Below are 12677 nucleotides of genomic sequence, written 5' to 3'. Positions count from 1 at the left end.
CAGGCCGGCGGTTGGAGGGTGGGGGGCCGCCTTTGTCTTTGCGAGGCGCGTGTCGTCAGGTTGGGCAGTCGATCACCAGGATCGAGATGTCGTCGTGGGCCGGGGTGCCGGCGAGGTGGGCGGTGAGGCAGGCGCGCAGGCGGGCGATCAGGTCTTCGCTGCGCGGGCTGGCGAGGCAGTGGGCGAGGCGGGCTTCGCCGAAGGCTTCGCCGTCGGGGGCGGTGGCTTCGACGACGCCGTCGGAGAGCATCACCAGCCGGGCGGGAGCCTGCCACGCGAAGCGTTCGACGGCCTTGATGCCGTCGGCCTCGCGGGTGACGCCCAGGGGCAGGTTGCGGGATTCGAAGCGGCGCACGATGCGGCCGTCGTCGTCGAGCATCTGCACGCCGGGGATGCCGCCGATCCACACCTCGCCTTCCCGCGCGGCCTCGTCGAGGCAGACGAAGGCGGCCGCCACGAAGCGCCCGGCGGGCAGGGAGTTGGCGAGCACGAAGTTGATCGAGTCGACGATGCCGCGCAGGCGCTCGTTCTGCTCTACCAGGCGGTAGAACTCCTGTACCACCGGCAGCACGCTCACCGCGGCGGCCAGGCCGTGGCCGGTGGCGTCGGCCAGCAGGGCGTGGAGCCGGCCGTCCGGCGAGCGGGCGGCGAGGATCAGGTCGCCGGAGAAGTTGGTGGCGGGCATTACGGTGTAGCGGATGCCGGCCTGCCGGATGAGGTCGGTGCGGATCTGGTGGTCGAGGATGCGGCGGGCCATCTTCGCCTCGCGCTCGTGCTCGTCGTAGTGGTGCTGGAGCAGGCTGGCCTGCTCGGCCACCTTGATCTGGGTGAGCTTGTTCTCGGTGTTGTCGCGCAGGGTTTCGACCACCGCGATGAGCTTGCCGGCTTCGTCGAACACCGGGCCGGCGTCCACCACCAGATACAGCTGCCGGCCCCGGCGGGGCATGGTGCACCAGTTTTCGGCGTGCACGCCGTGGGCGGGGGTGTTGGGCTCGTCGTGGGTGGTGTAGAGCTTGTCGATCAGCGACCAGTCGTTGAGCGCCACCAGATCGGCCAGGCACGGCCGCGGGCTGTCGTAGAAGGCCCGCCAGTGGTTGCGGGTGCCGATCACCTCGCGCGCGGGGATGCCGGTGAGGCGTTCGCAGGCGTGGTTCCAGATGAGCACCCGCTGGTCGGCGTCGAGCACGAAGGTGGGCACCACCAGATGCTCCATCAGGGTGATGGCAAAATTGGTGGCCTGGCCTTGTTCCGTGGCGGTGGGCTGGGGCGACATGGCGGTTCTCCGGCGGATCGATCGGGCGGGCTGCGCTGCGCCAGTATTTACGGCGCAGCCGGGCCGATCTTTTGCCCCGAGGGCGGTCTGGCCCTAAGATCGCGGCATGCCAACCCGCCGGAGCGCGCCGCCATGTCTGCCGACCCCCTGAGCCTTGCCCTGGCCATGCCCAAGGCCGAGCTGCACCTGCACATCGAGGGCACGCTGGAGCCCGACCTCGCCTTTGCGCTGGCCCGCCGCAACGGGGTGACGCTGCCCTGGCCGGACGAGGCGGCGCTGGCCGCGGCCTACGATTTCGACAGCCTGCAGTCCTTCCTCGACCTCTACTACACCTGCGCGCAGGTGTTGCAGACCCGCGCCGATTTCCGCGATCTGATGCTGGCCTATCTGGCCCGCGCGGCGGCCGACGGGGTGATCCACGCCGAGGTGTTCTTCGACCCGCAAACCCACACCGCCCGCGGGGTGCCCTTCGGCACGCTGCTTGCCGGGCTGGAGGACGGGCTGGCCGAAGGCGCTGCGCGTTGGGGCGTGAGCGGCCGGCTGATCCTGTGCTTTCTGCGCCATCTGTCGGAGGACGAGGGGTTTGCCACCCTGGCCGAGGCCGAGCCCTACCTGGAGCGCATCCACGGTTTCGGGCTGGATTCGTCGGAGCGGGGGCATCCGCCGGCCAAGTTCGCGCGGCTCTTTGCGCGTTGCCGGGCGTTGGGCAAGCCGGTGGTGGCCCACGCCGGCGAGGAGGGGCCGCCGGCCTACATCGCCGAGGCGCTGGATGTGCTGGGCGCGTGCCGCATCGACCACGGCGTGCGGGCGGTGGAGGACGCCGCGCTGCTGGCCCGGCTGGCCCGCGAGGGCGTGCCGCTCACCGTGTGCCCGCTCTCCAATGTGCGCCTGCGGGTGTTTCCGGCGATGGTCGAGCACAGCCTGCCGCGCCTGCTGGCCGCCGGCGCGAAGGTGACGATCAATAGCGACGACCCGGCCTATTTCGGCGGTTACCTGGGCGCCAACATCCGCGCCGTGCAGGCGGCCTTCCAGCTGGACGCCGCCGCCTGGTATCGCCTGGCCCGCAACAGCTTCGAGGCGAGCCTGGCGACGGACGAAGAAAAAGCCGGGTGGATCGCCCGGCTCGATGCGCACTTCGCGGCGGCCGGCGTGGCGCCGGCCTGAGCGGCCTCAGCCCGCCAGCGCGGCTTCGATGGCGGCCACCAGCTTGTCGGCGTCGGGGGCGGTATCCGGCGCGAAGCGGCGCAGCACGGCGCCGTCGCGGCCGATCAGGAACTTCTCGAAGTTCCACACCACCTCGGGCGCGGCGGTGGGCTCGATCTTGTAGCCGCGCAGCATCTCTTCCATGCCGGCGCGGTCTTCGGTTTCGGGCTGGGCGGCGGTGAGGGTGGCGTACAGCGGGTGCTTGTCTGCCCCGGTGGCGACGAGCTTGCTGTACATCGGAAACTGCACGCCGAAGTTGGCGGTGCAGAAGCTGGCGATCTCGGCGTCGCTGCCCGGCTCCTGCCCGGCGAAGTCGTTGGCCGGAAAGCCCAGCACGGTGAAGCCTTTGTCCCGGAAGCGCTCATGCAGCGCCTCCAGCCCTTCGTACTGCTTGGTGAGCCCGCACTTGGAGGCCACGTTCACGATCAGCAGCACCTTGCCGGCGTGCTCGGCGAGGGTAGCGGGGGTGCCGTCGATCTTGGTGAGGGGGATGGCGTAGAGGGGGGGGGTCTTGGGGTGTCTCCTGGGGTTGGGGGTGTTGTCGTTGTGGCGTGGGACGGACCCCGGGCGGGTGCCGGGAGTTCCCGTCCAAATGAAAATGCCCCGCCGGAGCGGGGCATCGGACAGCTGGAAGCTGGAGCGGCTTACACCACCCCCGCCCCGTGGGCCTGCTGGTCGGCCCAGTAGCTGGAGCGGACCATCGGGCCGCAGGCGGCGTTCTTGAAGCCCATCTTGAGCGCTTCGGTCTCGAACATCTTGAAGGTGTCGGGATGGACGTAGCGCAGCACCGGCAGGTGGCCGCCGGAGGGCTGGAGGTACTGGCCGATGGTGAGCATCTCGACGTCGTGGGCGCGCATGTCGCGCATCACTTGGAGGATCTCGTCGTCGGTCTCGCCCAGGCCGACCATCAGGCCGGATTTGGTGGGCACCTCGGGGTGGCGGGCCTTGAACTGCTTGAGGAGTTCCAGCGAGTAGGCGTAATCCGCACCCGGGCGGGCCTGCTTGTAGAGGCGCGGCACGGTTTCGAGGTTGTGGTTCATCACGTCGGGCGGGGCTTCGTCGAAGATGCCCAGGGCGATCTCCATGCGGCCGCGGAAATCGGGCACCAGCACCTCGATGCGGGTCTTGGGGCTGGCGGCGCGGGTGGCCTTGATGCAGTCGACGAAGTGCTGGGCGCCGCCGTCGCGCAGGTCGTCCCGGTCGACGCTGGTGATGACCACGTAGTTGAGGCGCATCGCGGCGATGGTCTTGGCGAGGTCGGCCGGCTCATTGGCGTTGAGGGGCTCGGGGCGGCCGTGGCCCACGTCGCAGAAGGGGCAGCGGCGGGTGCAGATGTCGCCCATGATCATGAAGGTGGCCGTGCCCTTGCCGAAGCATTCGTGGATGTTGGGGCAGGAGGCTTCCTCGCACACGGTGTGGAGCTTGTGCTCGCGCAGGGTGTCCTTGATCTCGTTGAAGCGTTCGGCCTCGACGCCGGCGCCGAGCTTGATGCGAATCCACTCGGGCTTCTTGAGGCGTTCGGCGGGGACGATCTTGATCGGGATGCGGGCGGTCTTTTCGGCGCCGCGCTGCTTGCGGCTCTCGGATTCCATGGGGGCTGCGTCCTTTGGTCAGGCAGTGGGGGCGGTGTCGGGAAAGTGCCGCCGCAGATGGCCGAGCAGCCGCTCGGCTACGGTGTCGGGGGCTTCGGTGACGCCGAAGTCTTTGAGTTGGATGGTCTTGAGCCCACTATAGCCGCAGGGGTTGATCCAGGTAAATGGTGTCAAGTCCATATCGACGTTGAGGGACAGGCCGTGGTAGGAGCAGCCGTTCTTCACGCGCAGGCCCAGCGCGGCGATCTTGGCGCCGTCGATGTACACGCCCGGCGCGCCATCCTTGCGGCGGGCGTCGAGGCCGTAGTCGGCGATGCAGTCGATGATGGCCTGTTCGAGCAGGCTGACCATCTCGCGCACCTTGAGCTGGCGGCGATGCAGGTCGAGGAGCAGGTAGCCCACCACCTGGCCGGGGCCGTGGTAGGTGATCTGGCCGCCCCGGTCGATCTTGACCAGCGGGATCTCGGTGGCGTGGATCAGGTGCTCGGGCTTGCCGGCCTGACCGAGGGTGTACACCGGCGGGTGCTGCACCAGCCACAGCTCGTCGGGGGTGCTGTCGTCGCGGGTGGCGGTGAATTCCTGCATCGCCCGCCAGGTGGGCTCGTAGGGGGCGAGGCCGAGGTGGCGGACGATCACAGGACGACCTTCACCATCGGGTGGGACGACAGCTCGCGGTACAGGTTGTCGAGCTGCAGCTGCGAGGTGGCGTTGAGGGTGCAGGTGATGGCGAGGTAGTTGCCCTTGGACGAGGGGCGCATCTGCATCGAGCCGGGCTCGAAATCGGGGGCGTGGCGCAGCACCACTTCCAGCACCGTCTGGGCGAAGTGGTCGACCCGCGCGCCCATGATCTTGATCGGGAACTCGCAGGGGAATTCGAGCAGGGTCTGGCGTTCTTCAGTCATGGCCTGGGTGGGGAGGCGTGAGGGGCGTTGCGAAAGCATCCACGGACACCGGATGCTCTCAAGATGGGTGCGAGGGGCCGAAAGTTCAAGGCCGGGATGAATCCCGGCCCTGTTCAGCGCTGGCTCAGAGGTTCTTGAACCACAGGCGGATGGCGTCCCACATGCGGCCGAACCAGCCGGCCTGGGGCACCTCGTCGAGGGCGACGATGGGGTAGTCGCCCACCGGCTTGCCGTCGAGGGACAGCTGCAGGGTGCCGATGGCCTGGCCCTTGGCCAGCGGTGCCATCAGCGGCTGCTGGCTGATTACGTTGGCCTTGAGCTTGGCGGCGTCGCCCTTGGGCAGGGACAGCACGAAGTCGTTCAGGAAGCCGGCCTTGACGGTGTTCTCGCTGCCCTTCCAGACGCGGAACTCATTGACCGCCTGGTTGGCGCCGTACACCTTCACGGTGTCGTAGGCCAGGTAGCCCCAGTTGAGGAGCTTCTGGCTCTCCTGGGCGCGCACGCTGTCGCTGGCGGTGCCGACGACCACCGACAGCAGACGGCGGTCGTTGCGCTTGGCCGAGGCGATCAGGCAGTAGCCGGCGCTGTCGGTGTGGCCGGTCTTGACGCCGTCGACGGTGGGGTCGATGAACAGCAGGCGGTTGCGGTTGGGCTGCTTGATCTTGTTGTAGGCGTATTCCTTGATCGAGTAGATCGGGTAGAACTCAGGGAAGTCGCGGATGATCGCGGCGGCCAGGATCGACAGGTCGCGCACGGTGGTGAGGTGCGACGGGTGCGGCAGGCCGGTGGCGTTCTCGAAGTGGGTGTTCTTCATGCCCAGGCGCGCGGCTTCCTTGTTCATCAGCTGGGCGAAGGCTTCTTCGGAGCCGGCGATGGCTTCGGCCAGCGCCACGCAGGCGTCGTTGCCCGACTGGACGATCATGCCGTGGATCAGCTCATCCACCGTCACCGGCTTGAGGGGCTCGATGAACATCTTGGAGCCCGGCACCTTCCAGGCCTTCTGGGACACCGGGATGGCCTGGTCGAGGGCCAGGGTCTTGTTCTTGATGGCCGCAAAGGTGAGGTAGGCGGTCATCAGCTTGGTGAGGGACGCCGGCTCGATGCGCTGGTCGGGCTTCTCGGCGGTGAGGATCTGGCCGGAGCCCACGTCGAGCAGCAGCCACGCCTTGGCGGCCACCGGGGGCGGCGTCAGCTGGGCGAAGGCGAGGGTCGGCAGAACCAGCAGGAGCAGGATGAAGCGTTGCAGCATGGTGGGGGCAAAAAGCGAAAAAAGTGCGATTATAGACGTGCCCCCTGCGCTGCCCGTTCCGGAATTTTCGGTTCTGGCGGGAACTCCGGCCCGCGTGCGCGGTCATGAATGTTGCGATGCACACTCTCCGTCTGGTCCTCTTCCGTCTGCTCTCCCTTGCCCTGGCCGGCCTCGTGCTGGCGTGGGCGGGCGCGGCCGCGGCATCCGAAGCCTTCGATTCGGCCTACGAGCTGGTCGAGCAGGTCGGCGAGGAGCCCGAGCGGGCCTTCAACCTCGACACCGGCGTCGACGACCCGCAGGATTGCCCGGCCTTCGTGAGCGGCTTCGTGCTGGCCGCGCCGGCGCTCGACGAGTGCCGGCGCGAGGCGCCGCAGCCGCGCTTCCGTTCGCTCCTTCCCCACCCGAACGCGCCCCCGCCGCGACTGGGCTGATCCCCGTCCTGCCGTCTTGGCAGGGTGTCGTCGTCTCCGGGCGGCGCCCCCTGCGTGTCCCCGAATAGCAGTCTGCGCACCGTTGCGCACCGTTGCGCACCTGAGGATCAACATGTTCTCCAAATCCGTTCTGGCCCTCGCCCTGGTGGCGGCGGCCGTCCCGGCCCTGTCGGCGCCTTCCGGCCGGGGGCCGGCCGCTTCGCCTGCGCCCGTGCGGCCAGCTGCCGCCCCGACGGCTCCTGCCCAGCCCGCGGCGCCGGTGTATTCCCTGTCTGTCCTGCGCGATATGGCGCGGGCCGGTCACCCCTCCCTCGCCGCCGCTCAGGCCTTGGTGGAGGCGGGCAGCGCTCAGGTGACCGCCGCGGCGGCTTATCCGAACCCCGAGGTGGAATTCCTCGCCGGCCGCACCCAGGCCCGGGTGCCCGGGGTGACCGGCGGCGGCGCCCAGACCCTCAACGTGCAGCAGCGCATCGACAACCCCTGGCAGCGCGAGGCCCGCATCGCCGCGGCCGGCTACGGGTTGGAGGCCCGTCGGGCCGAGCGCAGCGGCTTCGAGAACGATCTGCTGGCCCGGCTCGACCAGCGCTTCTTCGACGTGCTCCGGCGCATCGCCGAATCCCGCGCCGCCCGCGAGGATCTCCAGCTCGCCGAGCAGATCCGCGCCAAGGTGGCGGTGCGGGTGAGTACCGGCGAGGCGCCACGCTATGAACTCATCAAGGCCGATACCGAGTTGCTCAACGCCCAGAAATCGGCCGAGAGTGCCGAGTTGCGCGTGGCCCAGTCCCGGGCGGCGTTGCGGGCGCTTGTCGGCCCGGCGCTGCCGGCGGATTTCCAGCTGGAAGGCTCGTTGTCGGGCACGCCCGCGGTGCCCGGCTTCGAGCAGCTGCGTGCCGAGGTGCTGGCCCGCAACCCCGAGCTGCTGCGCAACCAGGCCGAGGTGCGCCGCGCCGAGCGTCAGCTGGCGCTCGAACGCCTGCGTCGCCAGCCCGACGTGGCGGTGAAGATGGCACAGGATCGGGATCACGAGCTGCGCGACACCCGCATGGGCGTGGTGGTGACGGTGCCGATCTGGGATCGCCGTCAGGGCCCGGTGGCCGAGGCCGGGGCCCTGCTCGAGCGCAGCCGCAGCGAGCTGGCCGCCCAGGAGCTGGTGCTGATCCAGGCCCTCGAAGGCGCCTACCGCCAGTACGAGATCGCCCGCAATCAGGTGACCGCGCTCGAGACCGGCATCCTGCGCGAGGCCGAGGCGGCCCTGAAGGTGGCCGAGGCCGCCTACCGCTTCGGCGAGCGGGGCATCCTCGATTACCTGGACGCCCAGCGGGTCTTCCGCGCCGCCCGTAACGAACTCATCGCCGCGCGCCACGAGCTGCAGCTGGCCGTCATCGACATTGAGCGCCTGCGCGCCACCCATCTCAAGGAGTCCGGACAATGACCGCCCCTTCCCGCCTGTTATCCCTGATCGTCTGCGGCGTGCTGCTTGCCGGATGCGGCAAGTCGCGCACCGATGCGCCGACCGCCGCGCGGCCCGATCCCGCCCTGGTGGAACCCGGCGAAGAGCTGCAATCCGCCCTGAAGGTGGCCGCGGTCGGCCGTGCGCCGGTGGTGGACACCCTGCGCGTGGCCGGGCGCATCGCCTTCGACGAGCAGCGCATCGCGCGCATCGGCGCTACCGTGACCGGGCGCGTGGCCGACCTGAATGCCGAGCTGGGCGATGCGGTGAAGCCCGGCGCGGTGCTGGCGGTGATCCATAGCACCGAGCTGACCGCGGCCCAGCTCGCCTACCTCAAGGCCCAGACCACCGCCGAGCTGAACCGGCGGGCGGTGGAGCGGGCCCGGGTGCTGCTGGCCAACGACGTGATCGGCAGCGCCGAGCTGCAGCGCCGAGAGACGGAGCTGGCGCTGTCCGAAGCCGAGCGCAAGGCGGCGGCCGACCAGCTGCGGGTGCTGGGCCTCGCGGATCGCTCCATCGAGGCCCTGGGCCGCAAGGGCGCGATTTCCTCGACCACGCCGGTGGCGGCGACGATCTCCGGGGTGGTGGTGGAGCGCAAGGTGACGCCGGGGCAGGTGGTCCAGCCGTCCGACGCGTTGTTCACCGTGGCCGATCTGTCGCGGCTGTGGGCCGTGGCCCAGGTGCCGGAGGAGCAGTCCGGCCAGGCGCGGGTGGGGCAGCAGGTCACCATCGAGGTGCCGGCGCTCGACGGCGAGCAGGTGCGGGGCAAGGTGATCTACGTGGGCCAGACGGTGAACCCGCAGACCCGCACGGTGCTGGTGCGCATCGCCCTGGATAACGTCGACGGTCGCCTCAAGCCCGACATGCTGGCGACGATGCTGATCGAGGGCCGGCCGAAGGAGCAGCTGGTGGTGCCGGCCAGCGCCGTGGTGCGGGAGGACAACACCGACTACGTGTTCGTGGCCGTGCCCGGCGAGGAGGTGCGCTATCGCCTCGCCAAGGTGAACCTCGGGCCGGAGGGCAAGGGCCTGCGGCCGGTGGTCGGCGGGCTCGATGCGGGGGCGCGGGTCGTCGTCGATGGCGCCTTCCACCTCAACAACGAGCGGCGGCGCATGCTGCTGGGGGGCTGAGCCATGATCGAATCCATGATCCGCACGGCGCTCAAGCAGCGCATCGTGCTGCTGGTGGTTGCCCTCAGCCTGCTTGTGGCGGGCCTGTTTGCGGTGCGCAAGCTGTCGGTGGATGCTTTTCCCGACGTGACCAACGTGCAGGTGCAGGTGGCCACCGAGGCGCCGGGACGCTCGCCGGAGGAGGTGGAGCGCTTCGTGACCGTGCCGGTGGAGATCGCCATGACCGGCCTGCCCGGCCTGGTGGAGATGCGCTCGCTCAACCGTAACGGCATCTCCATCGTCACCCTGGTGTTCACCGACAAGACCGACGTCTACTTTGCCCGTCAGCTGGTGATGGAGCGCCTGATCGAGGTGATGGGGCGGATGCCGGCAGGGGTGGCGCCGGTGCTGGGCCCGGTGTCGACGGGCCTGGGCGAGGTGTTCCAGTACACCCTGGAGCACCCGTCCGACCGGGGCGCCGACGGCAAGCTGAAGATGCTCACCGAGGCCGAACTCACCGAGCGGCGCACGGTGCAGGACTGGGTGGTGCGGCCGCTGCTGCGCTCGGTGCCCGGGGTGGCCGAGATCAACACCATGGGCGGCCACGCCAAGCAGTATCAGGTGCGGGTGAATCCGGACCGGCTGCGCTACTACCAGCTCACCGCCCACGAGGTGTATCGGGCGCTGGCGGCCAACAACGCCAACTCGGGCGGCGGCGTGCTGCCGCGTTACGCCGAGCAGCTCATCATCCGAGGCCAGGGCCTGATCCGCACCGTGGACGACATCGGCCTCATCGTGGTCAAGGAGGTGGGCGGCACGCCGGTGTATGTGCGGGACGTGGCCGAGGTGGACGTGGGCGCCGAGGTGCGCCAGGGCGCCATCATCAAGAACGGCGAGACCGAGGCGGTGGCGGGCATCGTGCAGATGATCCGCGGCGGCAACGCCCGTGAGGTGGTGGATCGCCTCAAGCTGAAGGTGGCCGACATCAACCAGAAGCAGATGTTGCCCGGCGGCCTGCAGATCGTGCCCTTCTACGACCGCACCGATCTGGTCAATGCGGCAATGTTCACGGTGGGCAAGGTGCTGGCCGAGGGCATCGTGCTGGTGGTGGTGGTGCTGTTCATCTTCCTGGGCGACGTGCGCTCGTCGCTCATCGTGGTGGCCAACCTGGTGCTCACGCCGCTGCTCACCTTCATGGCGATGAACCACTACGGCATCTCCGCCAACCTCATGTCGCTGGGGGGCCTCGCCATCGCCATCGGCCTGATGGTGGACGGCGCGGTGGTGGTGGTGGAGAACGCCTACGTGCGCCTGGGCGAGCGGACGAAGACCGGCGAGTCGGCGGTGCGGATCATCTTCGACGCGGCCTCCGAGGTGGGCAAGCCGGTGCTGTTCGGGGTGGGCATCATCATCCTGGTGTTCATGCCGCTGCTGTCGCTGGAGGGCATGGAGGGCAAGATGTTCGCGCCGCTGGCGATGACCATCGGCATCGCCCTGAGCATCTCGCTGCTGCTGTCCTTCACCCTCACGCCGGTGCTGTGCTCCTACCTGCTCAAGGGCGGCGACGACCACGACACCAAGGTGGTGGCGGTGCTCAAGCGGCCCTACCTGCGCCTGCTGGAAAGCGCCCTGGCCAACCCCAAGGGCACCACGCTGGCGGCGGTGGCGGCGTTTGCGGCGAGCCTGGCGGTGATCCCCTTCCTGGGCAAGTCCTTCATCCCGACCATGCAGGAAGGCGCGCTCACCCCGGTGATCGTGCGGGCGCCCAACATCTCGCTGGACGAGTCGCTGAAGATGGAGTTCGAGGCCATGCGGCGCATCGTCGACGTGCCCGGCGTGGCGATGGCGGTGTCGCGGCTGGGCCGTGGCGAGTCGCCGTCCGACCCGGGCCAGCCTCACGAGTCCGACCCCATCGTGGCCCTGCTGCCCAAAGACCAGTGGCCGGAGGGCTGGACCCAGGACGACATCGCCAACGCCATGCGCGACAAGCTGCGCAGCCTGCCGGGCATCGAGCTGGCGATCTCCCAGCCGATCGCGGCGCGGGTGGACGAGATGGTGTCGGGCGTGCGCTCCCAGGTGGCGGTCAAGCTGTTCGGCGACGATCTGGACAAGCTGCGCAGCACCGGCGAGTCGATCTCCCGGGTGCTGGCGACGGTGCCCGGCGCGACCGACCTGCGCGTCGAGCGGGTGTCGGGCCAGAGCTACCTGAACATCGAGATCGACCGCGCGGCCATCGCCCGCCACGGCATCAACGTGGAGGACGTGAACGAGCTGATCGAGATGGCGGTAGGCGGCAAGGTGGCCACCGAGGTGTTCGAGGGCGAGCGGCGCTTCCAGCTGGCGCTGCGCTACCCGGCCATGTATCGCAACAACGCCGAGGCGATCGGCAACATCGTGCTGCGCTCGCCCAACGGGGCGGTGGTGCCGCTGCACGACGTGGCGAAGATCGAGGTGCAGGACGGCCCGGCGCAGATCTCCCGCGAGTCGGGCCGGCGCCGGCTGGTGATCGGTGCCAACGTGCAGGGCCGCGACCTGGGCAGCTTCGTGGCCGAGGCCCAGGCCCGTCTGGCCGCCGAGGTGGTGATGCCCGAGGGCTATGAGGTGCAGTGGGGCGGGCAGTTCGAGAACATGGAGCGGGCCATGAAGCGTCTGGCGGTGATCGTGCCCCTCACCATTCTGGCGATCTTCTTCCTGCTCTTCGTGCTGTTCAATTCGGCCCGCTACGCCTCGCTCATCATCACGGTGCTGCCGCTGGCGTCCATCGGCGGGCTGTTCGGGCTGCTGCTGGCGGGCGAATACCTGTCGGTGCCGGCGGCGGTGGGCTTCATCAACCTGTGGGGTATCGCGGTGCTCAACGGGGTGGTGCTGGTGTCCTGCGTGCGGCAGCTGCAGGCGGGCGGGATGAGCCAGGCCGAGGCGGTGCGGGAGGGTTGCCGTCAGCGCTTCCGGCCGGTGATGATGACCGCCAGCGTGGCGCTGCTGGCGCTGATCCCGATGCTGTTCTCCACCGGCCCGGGCTCGGAAGTGACCCGTCCGCTGGCGGTGGTGGTGATCGGCGGGCTGCTCAGTTCCACCGCCCTCACCTTGCTGGTGTTGCCGGTGTTGTATCGCTGGTTTGAGGAAAAGGAGATCGAGGCATGAAGGAAATCCGCGCTGTGATCCGCCCCCAGAGGCTCCCCCGCCTGCGCGAGGTGCTGCGGGCGGTGCCCGGTTTCCCGGGCATGACCATCAGCAAGGCGGTGGGCTGCGGCGCCACCGCGCGCCATGTGCCCAGCACCATCAAGGAGGAGCTGACCGACTTCACCGACAAGGTGCGCATCGAGATCGTCGCCCCGGACGAGATTGCCGACGAGTTGGTGGAGCGCATCGTGCAGGTGGCGAGCACCGGCCAGACCGGCGATGGGCTGGTGTGGGTGACCGACGTCGTCCGCGCGGTGTTCATCCGCAAGACGCTGGCCGGATGACCCG

At 69.3% G+C, this 12677-nt stretch carries 12 protein-coding genes; 6 read left to right on the top strand and 6 right to left on the bottom strand.

What is annotated here, in order from left to right:
* Positions 1-55 precede the first annotated feature (55 nt).
* Entirely contained in the window at positions 56-1273 is a 1218-nt protein-coding gene (locus ACE3N6_RS04005) for a SpoIIE family protein phosphatase (protein WP_374243887.1), read from the bottom strand.
* Positions 1274-1405: 132 nt separating this feature from the next.
* On the opposite strand from ACE3N6_RS04005, the gene ACE3N6_RS04000 reads away from it, so the two are divergent.
* Positions 1406-2437: an adenosine deaminase gene (locus ACE3N6_RS04000; RefSeq protein ID WP_374243886.1), complete on the top strand. Its 1032-nt coding sequence runs from the start codon at positions 1406-1408 to the stop codon at positions 2435-2437.
* A 6-nt stretch (positions 2438-2443) separates the two neighbouring features.
* Here the strand turns inward: ACE3N6_RS04000 and ACE3N6_RS03995 are convergent, their stop codons facing one another.
* From ACE3N6_RS03995 to ACE3N6_RS03975, 5 genes are all read right to left on the bottom strand, one after another.
* On the bottom strand, positions 2444-2968 hold the full coding sequence (locus tag ACE3N6_RS03995; RefSeq protein ID WP_374243933.1) for a glutathione peroxidase: 525 nt from the start codon (positions 2966-2968) through the stop codon (positions 2444-2446).
* A gap of 152 nt (positions 2969-3120) precedes the next feature.
* Positions 3121-4068, bottom strand: coding sequence for a lipoyl synthase (lipA, locus tag ACE3N6_RS03990; protein ID WP_374243885.1), 948 nt, complete (start codon positions 4066-4068; stop codon positions 3121-3123).
* An 18-nt stretch (positions 4069-4086) separates the two neighbouring features.
* A complete protein-coding gene (gene lipB, locus ACE3N6_RS03985) occupies positions 4087-4704 on the bottom strand; it encodes a lipoyl(octanoyl) transferase LipB (protein ID WP_374243884.1) in 618 nt (205 codons plus the stop codon).
* A complete protein-coding gene (locus ACE3N6_RS03980) occupies positions 4701-4970 on the bottom strand; it encodes a YbeD family protein (protein ID WP_153162826.1) in 270 nt (89 codons plus the stop codon). The genes lipB and ACE3N6_RS03980 overlap by 4 nt, the downstream gene beginning before the upstream one ends.
* A gap of 124 nt (positions 4971-5094) precedes the next feature.
* Positions 5095-6219 (bottom strand): D-alanyl-D-alanine carboxypeptidase family protein, encoded by a 1125-nt coding sequence (locus ACE3N6_RS03975; protein ID WP_374243883.1) that lies wholly within the window; start codon positions 6217-6219, stop codon positions 5095-5097.
* A gap of 116 nt (positions 6220-6335) precedes the next feature.
* Here ACE3N6_RS03975 and ACE3N6_RS03970 point away from each other — a divergent pair, with 116 nt between their 5' ends.
* The 5 genes from ACE3N6_RS03970 (at position 6336) to ACE3N6_RS03950 (ending at position 12673) form a co-directional block, all read left to right on the top strand.
* Positions 6336-6650, top strand: coding sequence for a hypothetical protein (locus tag ACE3N6_RS03970; RefSeq protein ID WP_374243882.1), 315 nt, complete (start codon positions 6336-6338; stop codon positions 6648-6650).
* Positions 6651-6762: 112 nt separating this feature from the next.
* Entirely contained in the window at positions 6763-8082 is a 1320-nt protein-coding gene (locus ACE3N6_RS03965; protein WP_374243881.1) for a TolC family protein, read from the top strand.
* On the top strand, positions 8079-9230 hold the full coding sequence (locus ACE3N6_RS03960) for an efflux RND transporter periplasmic adaptor subunit (protein WP_374243880.1): 1152 nt from the start codon (positions 8079-8081) through the stop codon (positions 9228-9230). The genes ACE3N6_RS03965 and ACE3N6_RS03960 overlap by 4 nt, the downstream gene beginning before the upstream one ends.
* Before the next feature lie 3 nt (positions 9231-9233).
* A complete protein-coding gene (locus tag ACE3N6_RS03955; protein ID WP_374243879.1) occupies positions 9234-12350 on the top strand; it encodes an efflux RND transporter permease subunit in 3117 nt (1038 codons plus the stop codon).
* Positions 12347-12673, top strand: a complete 327-nt coding sequence (locus ACE3N6_RS03950; protein ID WP_374243878.1) for a P-II family nitrogen regulator — start codon at positions 12347-12349, stop codon at positions 12671-12673. Before ACE3N6_RS03955 ends, ACE3N6_RS03950 begins: the two co-directional genes overlap by 4 nt.
* Positions 12674-12677 lie beyond the last annotated feature (4 nt).

The organism is Zoogloea sp., from assembly GCF_041904905.1.
Taxonomy (GTDB): Bacteria; Pseudomonadota; Gammaproteobacteria; order Burkholderiales; family Rhodocyclaceae; genus Zoogloea.
The sequence above is the reverse complement of the archived record's forward strand: the minus strand, read 5'-3'. Positions and strand labels throughout refer to the sequence as shown.